This is a genomic window from Cetobacterium sp. ZWU0022 (assembly GCF_000800875.1).
In the GTDB taxonomy this organism is placed as follows: Bacteria; Fusobacteriota; Fusobacteriia; order Fusobacteriales; family Fusobacteriaceae; genus Cetobacterium_A.
The window spans coordinates 1-15,895 of the sequence record NZ_JRJZ01000128.1 but is presented as its reverse complement, the minus strand read 5'-3'; the positions used below and the strand labels follow the sequence as shown (position 1 = coordinate 15,895).

Sequence of the window (15,895 nt, the reverse complement as noted above, 5' to 3'; positions counted from 1 at the left end):
AAGTTATTTTTTTAGTTCCTCTGAAATTTTAGGTAAAAAAAACTACCGTATAAAAAATACGGTAGCTAATCTGCAAAATATATCACAAATTTTTGGATAGCACAACACTGATTTCTCAGTGACAGTAGTATAGATATTCTCTATACTCCCAACAAAGACTTTTGACATAATCTCCATTTCGGCAAATTTCCCTTTCTTTTAACATCAACACCTGTCCGGCTCATTTAAAATACTCATGTTATTTGCAACCTCTACCTAAAATATTAAATTGTTCGAAACTTTTAAATTATAGTATCATTATTTGTTTGCGATGTCAATTATTTTTTTATTAAAGAAACACCGTTCATTTCAGCAGGTTTCTCAATATTTAAGATTTCTAACATCGTAGGTGCTACGTCAGCTAGTTTACCGTGGTTTAACTCACCTTTAAAGTGATTCGAAACGTAGATAAATGGTACTTCATAAGTTGTGTGAGCTGTAAATGGTTGATGAGTTGTTGGATCTTCCATCTTCTCAGCATTTCCATGGTCAGCTGTAATTAACACAGTTCCATCTAACTCAAGAACTTTATTTACGATAGCTCCTACTCCCTTGTCTACAGCTTGAACAGCTTTTACAGCTGCATCAAATACACCTGTATGTCCAACCATATCTGGGTTAGCAAAGTTCATTATAATAACATCAAACTTATCAGAGTTTAAAGCCTCTAAAACTTTAGATGTTAATTCTGGAGCTGACATCTCTGGTTGTAAATCATACGTAGCAACTTTTGGAGAAGCTACAAGTATTCTTTCTTCACCATTGAACTCAGTTTCTTTTCCTCCATTAAAGAAGAATGTAACATGAGCATACTTTTCTGTCTCAGCTGTTCTTAATTGAGCTAATTTATTAGCAGAAATAACTTCTCCTAACGTATTAACGATATCTTTATCTTCATAGATAACTTCAGCATCTATAGTACTTGCATATTGTCTCATGCAGTAGAATTTAGGCTCTAAAGCTTCTCTTTCAAATCCTACAAACTCTTTATCAACAAAAGCTCTAGTTATTTGTCTAGCTCTATCTGGTCTATAGTTAAAGTTAACAATTACATCGCCTTTTTTTACTATTCCATCTGCTGATAATAAAGCTGGCGCTATAAACTCATCTGTAATATTTGCAGCATAAGACTCTTCAATAACTTCTATAGCTGTTTTATTTGTTACAGGTAACTTTCCTACGATTGCATCATAAGCTTTTTCTGTTCTATCCCAGTTTGTATCTCTATCCATAGATAAGTATCTTCCAGAGATTGAAGCTATTGTTCCTACACCTAACTCTTCAGTTTTAGCAACTAAAGCTTTCATGAACTCTAATCCAGATGTTGGAGCTGTATCTCTTCCATCCATGAACGCATGAATATAAACTTTAGTTAATCCAGTTTTTTTAGCCATTTCTAATAAACCGAATAAATGATTGATGTGAGAGTGAACTCCTCCATCAGATAAAAGTCCCATGAAGTGGATGCTCTTATCATTTTCTTTAGCATAGTTGAACGCTTCTACAACTTTAGCTTTATCGTAAAACTCACCATCTCTGATCTCTTTTGAAATCTCTACAAGTGGTTGATAGATTACTCTTCCAGCACCTAAATTTAAGTGCCCTACTTCTGAGTTCCCCATTTGTCCTTCTGGTAATCCTACAGCTTCTCCTGAAGCTTTTATTAATGTATGTGGATAACTATTAAATAGTCTTTCGAAATTTTCTGGTTTTGCTGTTGCGATAGCATTTTTCTCTTCAGAGTGTGGATTGTATCCCCATCCATCAAGAACCATTAACATTAAAGGTTTTTTAGCCATTTTTAAGCCTCCTATTTTTTTGATTATCTTGCTCCTGCTTTTATAACTTGAATAAATGTTGGTGCATCTAAAGAGGCTCCTCCAACAAGTCCTCCATCTATATTCTCCATAGCTAATAATTCAGCTGCATTCTTAGCATTCATTGACCCTCCGTATTGGATTGTAATTTCTGCTGCTGCCTCAGCACCAAACATAGCTACTAAAACATCTCTAATCTCTTTATGAGTTTCTTCAGCCATCTCTGGAGTAGCTGTTTTTCCTGTTCCGATAGCCCATACTGGCTCGTAAGCAACTACAACTTTAACTGCCTCTTCAGCTGTTAAACCTGCCATTCCTTCTCTTACTTGCTTTTCGTTTACTTCAGCAGTTTTTCCTGATTCTCTTTCTTCTAATTTTTCTCCGATACAAAGAATTGGAATTAAATCGTGAGCTAAAGCTGCTTTTACTTTTTCGTTAATGAAAGCATTAGATTCGTGGAAGTATTCTCTTCTTTCTGAATGTCCTAAGATTACATACTTTACCCCAATCTCTTTTAACATAACTGGAGAGATTTCTCCTGTATATGCTCCTGAATCTTTTGTATGCATGTTTTGTGCAGCTATTGCAACATTTGATCCTTCAACTGTCTTCACTGCTGATTCTAAAGCTGTGAATGGAGCACCTATTACGATTTCTACTCCCTCTACACCATTTGTTAACTCTTTTAACTCAGTTAATGTAGCTTTTGTTTCCGCTACAGTTTTATTCATTTTCCAGTTTCCTGCAATTATAGTTTTTCTCATAATTTTCTCCCTCCAAATTTTTTATTAATTTTAAGTTTATAATAACATAATTTCTATCTTTTTAACACGCACCATGTTGTCTATATTTTCATCCTAAATTGAGTATTTTTTTCTCTAATTTAGCAATTTCTTTCTACGTTCTTCTTTCAAAACCTCTCTTAAATAATCTTTATGATTCAGTAATAGGTCATCTACTAACGGTGAAACAGCTCCTTCTAGAACTTCTAAAACCTCACCAAACTCTTCTTTTTTAAACGCCTCAAATACTTCTTCGGCATACTTTTTAAAATCATCTGCATACTCATCGTAATCAGTATATAATAAATCTATCGCCGTTGCCTCTTTTAACGATAAAACTATGCCTAAAACCCATTCAACAAAACTTACCATTTCAATAACTTTTGATAAATCTTGTTCATCTTCTGATATATCATCTAAATTATCAAAAAACTTATTGCTATATGACTCTAACAAATATAGTGACTCTATCAAAATTTCTCTATGCGAACGTGTTGTCAATTCCAACACTCTTACTTTTTTATTCAACGGTAATGCTCTGCCATCGACCATCTCACCATCTAATTTTAACTCTACAATCACTTCTCCATGTTTTATAACATTGGCCTCTAACTTCTCTAAAACATTCAACAACCTTGTTGTTCTTATCCCTAAACTTACCTTTTCACCATTTATAAAAATCTCCATTTTCACCCATCCTTAATTAATTATTTAAAGTATTCCCTAACTGCTGCTAAAGTAAAAAAAATAACTTTCTTTACTTTGTGTCGCTCTTTTAATTCTCGTTCTAACTCTTTTAAAGTAGCTCCTGTAGTAACAATATCATCGACAATTAAAATTGTTTTTTCGAAATAATCCCCCTCAATTTTAAAGGCTTTTTTAACATTTTCTTCTCTTTTAAGATTACCTTTAATCTTATACATATACTTAGTATTTTTTATTCTTTCTATTTTAACAAAATCAATCTCTGAAGATTTTAGCAATTCATCTACCTGATTGTATCCTCTTTCTAAAAATCTTTTTTTATTTATCGGGATGGATATTATCATATCTATTTTTTCTTTTTCTAGTATATTTTCTACTGCCTCTTTTACAAATACACTTAAATCTTTTGCTATATCTTTCCTATTTTTAAATTTGAAATCAAAAATCATCTTTTTTACATCTGTATAGTAATACAAATAGTAAAGATTTCCCATTTGTTTTAAACTACTCATCTCTCTTAATTTGATAGAGCACTTAAAACAAAGATAGCTTTCACTCTTTAAGTTTTTACCACATATAGTACACCTATTGTCAAAAATCAATTTTCTAAGGAGTTGCTTTAGCATATTTTTTTGCCTTTTTATTTTTTGCGAACTCTTTATCAACTATCTTCGCTGAATAAAACTCTGTGTAACCACATTCCACACATGTTTTTATATAATAAGTTCCTATCTCTATTTTTAACCCTGGACTTTTTTCTGGTATCACAGCTGTTTTAACTATATATTTATCACTACCACATTTTAGACATCTATATTCCAAGTTCATCACCCCAAAAAATATTCTTGAGCCATTCTACATCATCTTTGAAAAAAATTATAGCATCAAATCGTATCTTTTCACTATCTAATCTATTTTTTCTTATAAACTCCTTTGCTGTAAGGTATATTTTCTTTATCTTTTTTTTATCTATCGCCTCTTGTGGCATACCAAATAAATTATTTTTTCTATATTTCACTTCAAAAAAAACAAGAGTCGTTCCATCGTATCCGACAATATCTATCTCACCAAAAAAGCCTTCATAATTCATCTCTAAAATTTTAATGTCTAGATCCTCTAAATACTCTTTAGCTCTAATTTCATACTCTCTTCCCTTGCTTCTTTTATTCATAACTACTCTCCTAAAATTTTCTTTAAGAAACTTTTTCTATGAACTCCCTCTATAGGTCCTTTATCTAATATTACACCTCTATGTACAACAGTACCATAACCTTTATGTTTTTGGAATTGATACTCAGGATATTTCTCAGCTATATCAATCATCATTCTATCTCTTGTAACTTTAGCTATTATAGACGCTGCTGCTATCGATAGACTTTTAGAATCCCCTTTTATAACGGGATCTTGCTCTCCTAAATACTCTCTTATTTTGTGATTTCCATCAACTAAAACTTTATCAAAATCTACTTCTTTATTTAAATTAGATATTGCTCTTCTCATAGCTAAAAACGTTGCATTTAAAATATTCAATTCATCTATCTCGGCAACATCAGCTACACCAACTCCAATTTCAAAGTTTTCCATAACTACATCAAATAGTTGATCTCTCATTTTTTCTGTCAATTTTTTTGAATCATTTATTTTTTCTAATCTTTCATCGTATTTTTTTAATTTTGCTGCTGCTGCAACAACAGGTCCCGCAAGTGGTCCTCTTCCAGCTTCATCAACACCTATAATATTACCATTTTCAAGATCAAAAAAGTACATCATATTTTTGTTTTCCATATTTTTCTCCATTACCCTACTTTCTACCTGAATCATATATTTTTTCCTTTATTATTTATACATTCTCACTATCTTTGTTAAATCTAACTTTAATCTCTTTGCTACATTTTTAAAGTCATCTTTCAACGGACCTAAAATTACAGTTTCTATCCCTGTTATTGGATGCAAAAATTTCAAATAATAAGAGTGTAACATTTGACGTTTTGCTAATTCTGATGAATTACCATAAGTTTCATCTCCTAAAATTGGGTGATTTAAACTTTTCATATGAACTCTTATTTGATGAGTTCTACCAGTTTCAATTCCAACTTCAACTAAAGAAAAACCATCTACGCTATCTATAACTTCATAATTAGTTATTGCTATTTTACCGTTTTCTGATACAACCGCCATCTTTTTTCTATCTCTTGAATCTCTACCTATAAGCGTTTCTATTCTTCCGCTTTGATTTTTAAAATTACCTTTACAAATACATACATATCTTTTTTCAATAGTTTTATCCTTGAACATATCCGTCAACTTTACATGAGCTACATCATTTTTAGCTATAACTATCAATCCACTTGTATCTTTATCTAATCTATGAACTATACCTGGTCTTATCACTCCATTTATCGTTGACAAATCTTTAATATGATAAAGAACCGCATTCACCAAAGTTCCAGTATAAAAACCTTGTGCTGGATGTACTATAACTCCAGGATCTTTATTTATAACAACCATATCTTTATCTTCATAAACTATGTCTATCGGTAAATCTTCAGGTAAAACTTCTAGAATTTCATCCTCAGGAATTCTCACTACTATAGTTTCCTTTCCTTTTAATTTATTCCCACTTTTCGTTTTGTTTTTATTATCTATACTAATATTATCGTTATCTATTAACTTTTGAATATAACTTCTTGTTGCCTCTTCAAGAACTTCACTTAAAAAGGCATCCAATCTTTTTCCTTTATCTTTTTCTTCAACTTTTATTTCTATAATTTCTTTATAGTTATTCATTATCCACTTCCCATTTTCCTTATACTTTCTAATCAAAATTATATCACAACTTATTTTCTATTACAAAAATATTAAAAGAAAAAAAAGAATTCACAAATTTTAGTTGTATATATGTTACAGAACGGTTAAAAACTTTGTTCTATTTTAAAATTTAAGCACAATTAATTAAACGAGGAGGTTTATTTTATGAAAAAGTTAGCACTTTTAGCATGTTCTTTATTTGTTTTAACATCAGTTGCTCAAGCAAAAGAGGTTGTTAGACCAGTTACTAGTTCGAAAGAAGTAGTTAGAGAGCCAGTTACTAGCTCAAAAGAGGTTGTTAATGAACCTGTAATTCTTGAAGAAGTTGTTGTTCCTGTTGCTGCTAATCCTTGGGGATATATCAATTTAAGAGGTGGATGGGATTTCTGGAGTGAATATGGAGATTTCTCTAAAAATGATACAACTCTTGACAGATATAACCTTTCTAATAAAACAGAGGATTTCGGTGGAGAAATCGCTTTAGAAGCTTATAAAGCTTGGGATAAATTTGATTTAGGACTTGGAGTTGCTTATCAACACCATATGGATAGAAAAGCGTCTGAAGGATATTCTGGTGTAGAGTACAAATCGGTTCCTTTATACCTTACTGGTAGATATAATATAAATTACTGGGATTGGGCTGTTACTCCTTATTTAAAAGCTAATGTAGGATACTCATTTAACTTTGATTCTAAAAACTATGATACTCCAACTGGTAGCTATGGAACTAGTGTAGACGACGGTTTATATTGGGCTGCAGGTATTGGATGGGAATATCAAGCATTCAACGTAGATGTTCTTTATGGAGCTAACTACGCTAAGAGTAAAGTTAGTGGCGATGTTCAAGAGAAGTTTGATAATGACTATGAAAGAGTTACTCTATCAGTTGGATATAGATTTAACATCTGGTAAAAAGCATTTTTCAAATAACTCCTAATTTATTAAATAGTTAAAGGTAGAATCTGAATATTTGATTCTACCTTTTTTCATATTCTAAAAAAAAATAAAGAGGTGATTGAACATCACCTCTTTCATTAATTTTACTTATACCCAACAACTTTTGCATCGTCAATAATTCTAAATGTAAATGTTTCTGTTACAAATAGTTCAACCTCTTTATTACAATGCCCTTGATAGCCTAAAGAGAAGTCTTCAGCTAAAACTAACTCAATATTTTCATCATCATAAGGAAGTAAAAGAGCACCAGTTATATTATTAGAAACAATCACTGGCATTCCAAGTATTTTTTCTAATCTTTTTACTAATGGATTATTCAAATTTACCATATTTAAATATATATATTTTTCAAGTCCCACAACTAATGCATAAGGTCCTTTTGCAAATCCTGTATTTCTTAATTTCGAAACACCATACATTAAATTTTTTATAGTTTCCTCTTCTGTCTTTCCAAATTCAATTAATTTAGATTCATCTTTTAAGAGTCCAACTATACACGCTTCATCTAATCCAAAATAAATCGCTTCCTCTTCAAATTTTGCAGCTTTTTTCAAAGCCTCATCTAAATTTGTATAATCTATATCTTTTGCACCTCTATCAAGGTTATCTAATTCCCATCTATTCAATGTGAAAGTTATTCTATTTTCAACAAACGGTTGGATTTTATATACTCCATAAGCTAAATCATCCTTTTTATGAATAGCTAATCTTCCTGTGTTAAGACCTCCATTTCCTACACCTACCGGTCCTGTAACTTTCACAAATCTTCTAGCTGAAAGTTGAGTAGTTAAAACCTCTCTCGCTCTATCTTCTATATCTTTCCATACATTTGCACTTATTGGTGCTAACTCTTTTTTTAAGAAATCCATCTCTTTACCCCCTTATTTTTTTAATGATCCTATATTTAACGATCTTGTATTATTCATCTCTTTTACCTCTTCTTTTATAGGAGCTCCATCTCTTCCCATAAGTTGAGCTTCTATTCCCACTATTTTACCCTGTCTAAATATATAATCCTCTAACTCTTTTCCAAATTCAAATTCATTTCTTCTCATCCATTCAATCACCATAACAGCATGTTCCATCTCTTCATTTCTATTATGAATCAAAATCTCTTTTAATTCTGGATCTTCGGCCATTTCAGCTCTTTGATTATAGTCATCTACCGCTTGTAATTCCTCTTTTAAACTTTGAATTGCAAAGTCTAAATCTGTCGCTTTTTTACTAATTCCACTCAGCATAAAACACCTCCACATTTTAAAACAATCTCTAATTTGTTTATTATGCCATTTCTTCTCATTTCCTTTTTTAATAAAAAATAAATTTAATTTTGATGCTTCAAATAGTAATTCAAATAAGGAAAATTTGAAATATAGATTACTTTCATTTTTTTTGATATTATAATATCGTACTATTGTTTTATATTTTTGAAAAATACGGTATTTTTATTTTAATTTTTTATTTTAATTTTAAAGAATTGGGGGAGAAAGCCATGATTGAAAAAAAGATATTATTTTAGCCCAAAGTGGTGATGAAGAATCAATCGAAAAAATTCTAAAAGAGTATCATGGAACAATTTATAAAAATAATCTTTCTTTCTTTTTAAAAGGAGGAGATAGTGATGATTTAATGCAAGAGGGGTTTATTGGACTCATGAAAGCAATTAAATCTTATGATGAAAGTCGAAATGCTTGTTTTAGCACTTTCGCAAACCTTTGCATCAGAAGACAGATGATTACAGCTGTAAAAAATCACAACTCTGACAAATATAAAAATTTAAATCAAGCTATGCAAGGCGAAGGATATTCAACTCATGAAGAAAATGTTCACTACACCTCACCATCTTTAGGTTTCTACTCTCCAGAGGATATATTTTTAGGTAAGGAACTTGTTAATCTTCTTACAACTTTCCTTAATGACAATCTAAGCTTTTTAGAAAAAAAAGTTTTCACATATCTTTGCAAAGAATACACATATATTGAAATTGCTGATTTTTTAAATGAGCCACCTAAAAAAATAGATAATACTATTCAAAGAATTAAAAAGAAAATTATCTCATATCTACAAAATTATTCAAAATAATAATATATATTTCAAACAAAAAGGAGAACTCACAATTAAGTTCTCCTTTTATACTATTAATACTTTTTCATTAACTCTTTTACTTTCGAAACAACCTCATCTTTAGATATTTCTAAAGTTTCATTTGTTCTTCTTATCTTTAACTCAACAATTCCTTCCGCAGCTTTTTTACCAGCAACTACTTTAAACGGATATCCTATTAAATCTCCATCTTTAAATTTGAATCCGATTCTTTCGTCTCTGTCATCTAAAGCTACATCTATATTAGCATCTCCAAATGCATTATAAATCTCTTCAGCTAGAGCTACTTGATCCTCAGCTTTCATATTTGCAGGAATTACTTCAACTACAAATGGAGCTATTGATGATGGCCAAATAATTCCATTCTCATCGTTATTTTGCTCGATTGATGATGCTAAAGTTCTTGAAACTCCAATTCCATAACATCCCATCTCAATAACTTGACTCTTTCCATTTACATCTAAGAATGTTGCATTTAGAGCTTTAGAGTACTTATCTCCTAATTTAAAGATATGTCCACTTTCTATTCCTCTTGCACTTGCTAGCTCTCCTTCACACTTAGGACATTTCTCTCCTACAGTTACTGTTCTTACATCTGCAACTATTGAAGCTGTGTAATCTCTTCCGTAGTTTGCATTTATAAAGTGTGTATCTATTTTATTTCCACCAGCTGTATGGTTAGAAATACCAATTATACTCTTGTCAGCTATCAACTTAATTTTTGTTTCATCAATTCCTACTGGTCCTATGAATCCTTTAATTAATCCTAATTCCTCTATTTCAGTATCATTTAATAATGCAACATCGATTGTATCAATTATATTCTTTAACTTAACTTCGTTTACTTCGAAGTCTCCTCTTATAAGAACCATGTAAACTTCATCTGTTACAACATCTTTATACATCATAGCTTTTACTGTTTGTGCTGTAGGTATATTTAAAAACTCAGCAATCTCTGTTATTTTCGATACATTTGGTGTATCCATTAGCTCTAACTCTTTTGCTTCTACTTTTGGCACATCAGTTATTATACTCGTTGCAGTTTCAACGTTTGCAGCATACTCACATGATGTACAGTAAATGATTTCATCCTCTCCAGATTCTGCTAATACATGGAACTCTTGTGATCCACTTCCACCGATAGCTCCTGAATCAGCTTCAACCGCTCTGAATTTAAGTCCACATCTTTCGAAAACTCTTGTATAAGCTGCTTTCATATTTTCGAATTCTTCATCTAAAGACTCTTTTGTTGCATGGAATGAGTATGCATCTTTCATCATAAACTCTCTTCCTCTCATAAGTCCAAATCTAGGTCTTCTTTCATCTCTAAATTTAGTTTGAATTTGGTATAAGTTTAATGGTAAGGCCTTATATGATGATATATCATTTCTAATTATATCTGTTATTACCTCTTCATGTGTTGGTCCTAATGCGAACTCTCTTGAATGTCTGTCTTGAATTCTCATCATTTCAGCACCCATTACATCCCATCTTCCACTCTCTTTCCAAAGTTCTGCTGGTTGTAAAACTGGCATGAATATCTCTTGAGCTCCAGCTCTATTCATCTCTTCTCTTACGATGTTTTCAACTTTCTTTAAAGCTTTTAAACCTAAAGGAAGGTATGTGTAAACTCCACTCGCTAATCTTTTGATCATACCTGATCTAAGTAATAGTTTATGACTGATTACCTCTGCCTCTTTAGGAGTTTCCTTTAGAGTCTTTACATAATATCTACTTAATCTCATATTTCCTCCACTCTTTTAATTAATTTTACCTCATATTTTATCATAACATCTTTTACGAGGTCAAACTTTTGTTAAACTTTTCATCAATATCCTCTTCTAAAACTTTATGATTTATCTTTCCTTCATTTTTTATTAGATATTCGGTACATATATCCTTAACCAATTTTATAGTTTTTACATCATGAACTATATCTATAAATTTCAAGTCACTTAATCCGCTTTGTTTCACACCGAAAATCTCTCCCGCTTTTCTGAGTCGCAGATCCTCTTCAGCTATTTTGAATCCATCCTCTGTATTTTCTAAAACTTTTAATCTAGCTGCTGAGTTGTCATTCTCAGTATTTGATAGTAAGAAGCAGTAAGATTGATGCTCTCCTCTTCCAACTCTTCCTCTCAACTGATGTAGAGTAGCTAATCCAAATCTCTCTGAATTTGTTATAACCATTATACTTGAGTTAGGCACATTTACTCCAACCTCTATTACTAAAGTTGAAACAAGTATATCTAAATTATGATTTTTAAATTGATGCATCACTTCATCTTTTTCTTTATTTTTCATTCTTCCATGTAAAATTCCTACTTTATATCCTGGGAGGTTTTTTGATACTTCTGCATATAACTCTTCTGTTGATTTTGCCGATAGTTTATCGCTCTCATCGATTAATGAAGCTACAAAATACGCTTGCCTTCCCTCTTTTAATTTTTTATCTATAAAATAATACATCTTTTCTTCATCAACATCTTCACTTATCCACTTAGTCTTTATAGGCTTTCTTCCTGGTGGAAGTTCATCTATCACAGATACATCTAAATCACCATATATACTTAAAGCTAAAGATCTTGGAATTGGAGTTGCACTCATAACTATTAGATTTGCCAAAATCCCTTTATCTCTCAATCTTTTTCTCTGTAAAACTCCAAATCTGTGTTGTTCATCTATCACTACTAGACCAAGTTTATTGAATTGAACGCTATCCTCTATTATAGCATGTGTTCCTATGACAATATTCGTTTCTCCAGTTTCTATTCTTTTTAATAACTCATCTTTTTTCTTTCCCTTTATGCTACCTGTCAAAAGATCTACTTTTACATCCAAACTTTCTAAAGTTTCATAAATAGATAAATAGTGCTGAGTTGCTAATATCTCTGTTGGAGCCATCAACACTCCTTGATATCCATTTTCTACCATATATAATAGTAGTAAAACTGCAACTATAGTCTTTCCGCTTCCTACGTCACCTTGAATTAGATAGTTTATAATCTTACCTGCATTTAATCCTTTATAAATCTCTGTTATAACTCTTTTTTGAGCAGTTGTTAATTTAAATGATAAACCTGAAAGATACTTTGAAACCAGCTCTTTTTTTCCTTCTATTTTATAGATTCCACTGTTTGTCAAATCAACTTCAAAACGCTTTTGTAAAATACCCATCTCCAAAACTAAAAGTTCCTCTACTGCAAATCTCCTTTTAGCTTCCTCTAAGTTTCTTGAATTAGTTGGATAATGTATCTCATTTAAAGCTTTTGTTCTTGGCATCAAATTATATTTTTTTAAAACCTCTTCTGGAATATTCTCTTCAAATATATTAACATACTCTTTTAAGGCTTCCTTTAATATTTTTCTTAGATTATTTTGAGTAAACTCTTTTATAGAGCTATATATTGGAAGGATCTCCCCGTTGTTTTCTTGTCCTTTATATAGTTTAAATTCTGGATTCGTCATCTGAAAAGTATATCCTCTTTTTACATTTCCAATAAAAATATACTCCTCACCTATTTTTAAACTGTTTCTCAAATATGGTCTCTGAAACCAAACTACTTCAAGAACTCCAGTTCCATCATTTATAGTGGCTTTTATCATCTTCATTCCAGTTCTTGTGGGTGGAGCTGATATATTCATTATACTTCCTTTTAATACAACATATTCATCACCTTTTAACTCTCCAATTCTCTTTAAGTTTGTTCTATCATCATATGCTCTTGGAAAATAATAGATAAGATCATACAAACTTTCAATATTCAATTTTTTTAATTTCAGATATGTCGCTTTTGATACTCCTTTTAAATTAAAAAGTTCTATCTCTCTATAAATGTTTTTATAAATCATAATCACCACCTTTTTTTTATTATAACACAAAGAAATAGAGTTTTGTACTCTTTATAATACCTGCTATCCATCCCATATAAACCTTTAAAAATCAAGCGTTCGTGAAAATTTTATTTTCATTTTTTTTGAAAAAATTATTTGACTTTTTTTATTTTTTAATATATTATACTTGTATAAATTAAATAGGCAAAGTAAGGGAAACCTTATGACGCAAAGCTATAGGGTCTTTAAAATGACAGCCAGTTGCACTTATCTGAAAAGATAATGTTGCAATTGGCTTTTTTATTTTTTTATCACTTTATATAACTAATCGGGAGGGAACACACAATGAAAAAAATATTAACTTTATTATCTTTAACTTTATCTATGACGGCTTTTGCTAATTCTGTTGTTCAATCAGACACTATGAATATCAATGCGAAAATTGTTAAACCACTAACTGTTAGCCATGACGGGCATATCCAATTTGGTAATCTTGTTCAAAACAGCGGACATAGCGAAAAAGTAAGTAGAAACTTCTTCATTAACGGAACACCTGGACAAAAAATTGAATTTAAGATTAATGATCAAAAATTAGACTCATTTTCAAACAGTCATTTAACTAGAGTTGGAGGAAGTGAAACATTAGATTTTTATACTAGCAATAGAAAAGTAACTAACGGAGATATCTCAAATCCTACTTTAGATAACAATGGAAACTTAACGTTCTCTTTTGATTCTGTAGTTAATGTTACAAACTTACCTGTTGGAGAATACACTGGTTCTTTAAAGGTTGCAGTTAAATATAATTAATATAAAGAAAAACTGAGGAATTGATGTCCTCAGTTTTTTTTATTTCTATAATTGTTCTAATAATTCATCAGATATATCAAAGTTTGAGTAAACATCATTTACGTCATCTAAGTCATCTAAAGCTTCATATAAAGCCATAACTTTCTTAGCTGTATCTAAATCAGTTATTTGAACTTTATTGTCAGGAATCATTGACACTTCAGCTTCAGTTACATTATAACCAGCTTTTTTTAACTCTTCAGCTACAGTATTACAATCCGCAGGCTCTGTTAAAACAGTGAACTCTCCGTCCTCCTCTTTAACATCTTCAGCACCAGCTTCTAAAGCAGCCATCATAAGCTCATCAGCATCTAATCCCTCTCCAGTAATGATTATTTCCCCTTTTTTAGCGAACATCCAAGCAACAGCACCATCTGTTCCAAGGTTTCCATTTCTTCTAGAGAAAGCAGCTCTTACTTCTGAAGCCGATCTATTTTTATTATCTGTTACAACTTCTACTATGAAAGCAGTTCCTTCTGGACCGTATCCTTCATATCTAATCTCCATGTAATCTACACCTTCAAGCTCTCCAGTTCCTTTTTTGATAGCTCTTTCTAGGTTATCTTTTGGCATATTAGCAGCCTTTGCTTTATCTATCGCAAGTCTTAATCTAGGGTTGAAGTTAGGATCTCCTCCAGCTTCTTTAGCTGCGATTGTTAACTCTTTTCCTAATTTTGTAAATATCTTTCCTCTTTTAATGTCTTGAGCACCTTTTCTATGCTTTATGTTAGACCATTTACTATGTCCTGCCACAAAAATTCCTCCTCATTTTTTAAAAATATCTATTTAAATTTTATCACAACCCCTAGTTTTTTTCAATATATTTGGGCACTAGGAGTATTTTTCTCTCAACCTCTTCTAATACTTTCTCAGGCGTTATCAAACTATATTTCTCCTCATAAGATAACTTTTCATAACCATCTCCTGTCAAAATATCTTTAGGCTCCAATCCCTCGTGTCTTGGATTGTCTCTTGATAACCACTCCATTTTATTAGAGTTTGGACTAAATATTGCAAAACTGGGTATATCTATAGCTTGTGCTAAATGTCTAGGTCCACCCTCGTTTCCAACAAACAAGTCACAGTTAGAAAATAGTGTGAACAACTCACTTTTAGGTATAGACATTATATCTATAACGATATCATAATCCTCTCTAGCCACACTCCAAACTTTTTTTAAATATTTAAACGGATTCTTCTGCTTAGCTTTAGATATTGATATTACTTTATTCAAATAGTTCTGGTGTTCAAATAGAGGTGCCACATAATCGTATAAAACATAATCTATCTTTGCATCTGGATAAGTCTCTTTCAAACTTTTACATATTACAGAGGGTGAACTACCCCGCCCTAAAGAGGACGGGGCTTCGTGGGAAGTATCTTAGTAATTTAAGATATCTTAATCACGCTCTACGGCTAGTTCCTAACCTGATATATGTTTAATAAGCTAGTAGAGTTCTACCAGCTTCACGAATATTTATACTTGCATTTAAATCTCTATCCATAGTATGACCACATTCACAGTTATATATTCTATCGCCTAAAGAAAGTGAATCTTTTATATTTCCACAAGAAGAACAAGTTTTAGAAGATGGAAACCACCTATCTATTTTTATTACTTGTTTTCCTAAAAACATAGCCTTGTACTGAAGCATGACCGTGAATAATCCCCAGCCGTTATCAGAAACAGACTTGCCAAAGTTTAGTGCTCCACTCATACCTTTCATATTAAGGTCTTCGATGATAATCGCATTATGCTTTGTAACTAATTCTCTTGATAATTTGTGAAGAAAGTCTTTTCTACTGTTTTTGATAGATTGATGAATTTTAGCGACTTTTAATTTAGCCTTATTCCAGTTGCTAGAAAATTTAACTTTACGAGAAAGTTCTTGCGCAGCTTTAGCGAGTTTAGCTTCTAATTTTCTGAAGAATCTTGGATAATCAGCTCTTTGGTCTTCAGAGCTAACGAACAATTCTTTCATAGAAAAATCAAGCCCAACA

At 31.4% G+C, this 15,895-nt stretch carries 18 protein-coding genes and 2 riboswitches; of the genes, 3 read left to right on the top strand and 15 right to left on the bottom strand.

Annotated features, from left to right (window positions below; all coding sequences use genetic code 11):
* Window positions 1-89 precede the first annotated feature (89 nt).
* Window positions 90-262, bottom strand: a riboswitch (Lysine riboswitch).
* Between the two features lie 55 nt (window positions 263-317).
* The 8 genes from gpmI to L988_RS10175 all read right to left on the bottom strand — a co-directional run bounded on the left by gpmI (window position 318) and on the right by L988_RS10175 (window position 6,130).
* On the bottom strand, window positions 318-1,838 hold the full coding sequence (gene gpmI / locus L988_RS10210; protein WP_047383976.1) for a 2,3-bisphosphoglycerate-independent phosphoglycerate mutase: 1,521 nt from the start codon (window positions 1,836-1,838) through the stop codon (window positions 318-320).
* A gap of 23 nt (window positions 1,839-1,861) precedes the next feature.
* Window positions 1,862-2,620, bottom strand: coding sequence for a triose-phosphate isomerase (gene tpiA, locus L988_RS10205; RefSeq protein ID WP_047383974.1), 759 nt, complete (start codon window positions 2,618-2,620; stop codon window positions 1,862-1,864).
* A gap of 114 nt (window positions 2,621-2,734) precedes the next feature.
* Window positions 2,735-3,325 (bottom strand): hypothetical protein, encoded by a 591-nt coding sequence (locus tag L988_RS10200; protein ID WP_047383973.1) that lies wholly within the window; start codon window positions 3,323-3,325, stop codon window positions 2,735-2,737.
* Window positions 3,326-3,345: 20 nt separating this feature from the next.
* Window positions 3,346-3,855, bottom strand: a complete 510-nt coding sequence (locus tag L988_RS10195) for a ComF family protein (protein WP_052191807.1) — start codon at window positions 3,853-3,855, stop codon at window positions 3,346-3,348.
* A gap of 94 nt (window positions 3,856-3,949) precedes the next feature.
* Complete coding sequence (locus L988_RS10190) at window positions 3,950-4,171, bottom strand: zinc ribbon domain-containing protein (protein ID WP_047383969.1); 222 nt, start codon at window positions 4,169-4,171, stop codon at window positions 3,950-3,952.
* Entirely contained in the window at window positions 4,155-4,514 is a 360-nt protein-coding gene (locus L988_RS10185; RefSeq protein ID WP_047383968.1) for a YraN family protein, read from the bottom strand. The genes L988_RS10190 and L988_RS10185 overlap by 17 nt, the downstream gene beginning before the upstream one ends.
* A gap of 2 nt (window positions 4,515-4,516) precedes the next feature.
* Window positions 4,517-5,140 (bottom strand): ribonuclease HII, encoded by a 624-nt coding sequence (locus L988_RS10180; RefSeq protein ID WP_047384011.1) that lies wholly within the window; start codon window positions 5,138-5,140, stop codon window positions 4,517-4,519.
* Window positions 5,141-5,179: 39 nt separating this feature from the next.
* Window positions 5,180-6,130, bottom strand: a complete 951-nt coding sequence (locus tag L988_RS10175) for an RluA family pseudouridine synthase (protein ID WP_047383966.1) — start codon at window positions 6,128-6,130, stop codon at window positions 5,180-5,182.
* Window positions 6,131-6,316: 186 nt separating this feature from the next.
* Here L988_RS10175 and L988_RS13310 point away from each other — a divergent pair, with 186 nt between their 5' ends.
* Entirely contained in the window at window positions 6,317-7,063 is a 747-nt protein-coding gene (locus tag L988_RS13310; RefSeq protein ID WP_052191806.1) for an outer membrane protein, read from the top strand.
* 128 nt (window positions 7,064-7,191) lie between these two features.
* Here the strand turns inward: L988_RS13310 and L988_RS10165 are convergent, their stop codons facing one another.
* Window positions 7,192-7,977 carry a family 1 encapsulin nanocompartment shell protein gene (locus tag L988_RS10165; RefSeq protein ID WP_047383964.1) on the bottom strand — a complete coding sequence of 262 codons (786 nt, stop codon included), beginning with the start codon at window positions 7,975-7,977 and terminating at the stop codon, window positions 7,192-7,194.
* A gap of 12 nt (window positions 7,978-7,989) precedes the next feature.
* Complete coding sequence (locus L988_RS10160) at window positions 7,990-8,349, bottom strand: hypothetical protein (RefSeq protein WP_197053425.1); 360 nt, start codon at window positions 8,347-8,349, stop codon at window positions 7,990-7,992.
* Window positions 8,350-8,617: 268 nt separating this feature from the next.
* Here L988_RS10160 and L988_RS10155 point away from each other — a divergent pair, with 268 nt between their 5' ends.
* Window positions 8,618-9,190, top strand: coding sequence for a sigma-70 family RNA polymerase sigma factor (locus L988_RS10155; protein ID WP_047383960.1), 573 nt, complete (start codon window positions 8,618-8,620; stop codon window positions 9,188-9,190).
* 56 nt (window positions 9,191-9,246) lie between these two features.
* Here L988_RS10155 and L988_RS10150 read toward each other — a convergent pair whose 3' ends face one another.
* Window positions 9,247-10,956, bottom strand: coding sequence for a proline--tRNA ligase (locus L988_RS10150; RefSeq protein ID WP_047383959.1), 1,710 nt, complete (start codon window positions 10,954-10,956; stop codon window positions 9,247-9,249).
* Between the two features lie 52 nt (window positions 10,957-11,008).
* A complete protein-coding gene (gene recG / locus L988_RS10145) occupies window positions 11,009-13,069 on the bottom strand; it encodes an ATP-dependent DNA helicase RecG (protein WP_369797082.1) in 2,061 nt (686 codons plus the stop codon).
* A gap of 169 nt (window positions 13,070-13,238) precedes the next feature.
* A riboswitch (cyclic di-GMP riboswitch) is annotated at window positions 13,239-13,314 on the top strand.
* Between the two features lie 76 nt (window positions 13,315-13,390).
* Here recG and L988_RS10140 point away from each other — a divergent pair.
* Window positions 13,391-13,855, top strand: coding sequence for a hypothetical protein (locus L988_RS10140; protein WP_047383955.1), 465 nt, complete (start codon window positions 13,391-13,393; stop codon window positions 13,853-13,855).
* Between the two features lie 45 nt (window positions 13,856-13,900).
* Here L988_RS10140 and L988_RS10135 read toward each other — a convergent pair whose 3' ends face one another.
* The 3 genes from L988_RS10135 to L988_RS10125 all read right to left on the bottom strand — a co-directional run.
* Window positions 13,901-14,647, bottom strand: a complete 747-nt coding sequence (locus L988_RS10135; protein WP_047383953.1) for a YebC/PmpR family DNA-binding transcriptional regulator — start codon at window positions 14,645-14,647, stop codon at window positions 13,901-13,903.
* A gap of 52 nt (window positions 14,648-14,699) precedes the next feature.
* A complete protein-coding gene (locus L988_RS10130; protein ID WP_047383951.1) occupies window positions 14,700-15,209 on the bottom strand; it encodes a glycosyltransferase family 9 protein in 510 nt (169 codons plus the stop codon).
* Between the two features lie 124 nt (window positions 15,210-15,333).
* The coding region (locus L988_RS10125; protein WP_047383950.1) for an RNA-guided endonuclease TnpB family protein at window positions 15,334-15,895 on the bottom strand (562 nt) is incomplete at its 5' end.

What these genes read in the sequence shown, in the direction of transcription:
- L988_RS10195 (WP_052191807.1), bottom strand. Translation starts at nt 3,855, where the DNA reads ATGAGTAGTTTAAAACAAATGGGAAATCTTTACTATTTGTATTACTAT.
- tpiA (WP_047383974.1), bottom strand. Translation starts at nt 2,620, where the DNA reads ATGAGAAAAACTATAATTGCAGGAAACTGGAAAATGAATAAAACTGTA.
- L988_RS10150 (WP_047383959.1), bottom strand. Translation starts at nt 10,956, where the DNA reads ATGAGATTAAGTAGATATTATGTAAAGACTCTAAAGGAAACTCCTAAA.
- L988_RS10175 (WP_047383966.1), bottom strand. Translation starts at nt 6,130, where the DNA reads ATGAATAACTATAAAGAAATTATAGAAATAAAAGTTGAAGAAAAAGAT.
- gpmI (WP_047383976.1), bottom strand. Translation starts at nt 1,838, where the DNA reads ATGGCTAAAAAACCTTTAATGTTAATGGTTCTTGATGGATGGGGATAC.
- L988_RS10200 (WP_047383973.1), bottom strand. Translation starts at nt 3,325, where the DNA reads ATGGAGATTTTTATAAATGGTGAAAAGGTAAGTTTAGGGATAAGAACA.
- L988_RS13310 (WP_052191806.1), top strand. Translation starts at nt 6,317, where the DNA reads ATGAAAAAGTTAGCACTTTTAGCATGTTCTTTATTTGTTTTAACATCA.
- L988_RS10165 (WP_047383964.1), bottom strand. Translation starts at nt 7,977, where the DNA reads ATGGATTTCTTAAAAAAAGAGTTAGCACCAATAAGTGCAAATGTATGG.
- L988_RS10190 (WP_047383969.1), bottom strand. Translation starts at nt 4,171, where the DNA reads ATGAACTTGGAATATAGATGTCTAAAATGTGGTAGTGATAAATATATA.
- L988_RS10185 (WP_047383968.1), bottom strand. Translation starts at nt 4,514, where the DNA reads ATGAATAAAAGAAGCAAGGGAAGAGAGTATGAAATTAGAGCTAAAGAG.
- L988_RS10140 (WP_047383955.1), top strand. Translation starts at nt 13,391, where the DNA reads ATGAAAAAAATATTAACTTTATTATCTTTAACTTTATCTATGACGGCT.
- L988_RS10160 (WP_197053425.1), bottom strand. Translation starts at nt 8,349, where the DNA reads ATGCTGAGTGGAATTAGTAAAAAAGCGACAGATTTAGACTTTGCAATT.
- L988_RS10180 (WP_047384011.1), bottom strand. Translation starts at nt 5,140, where the DNA reads ATGGAGAAAAATATGGAAAACAAAAATATGATGTACTTTTTTGATCTT.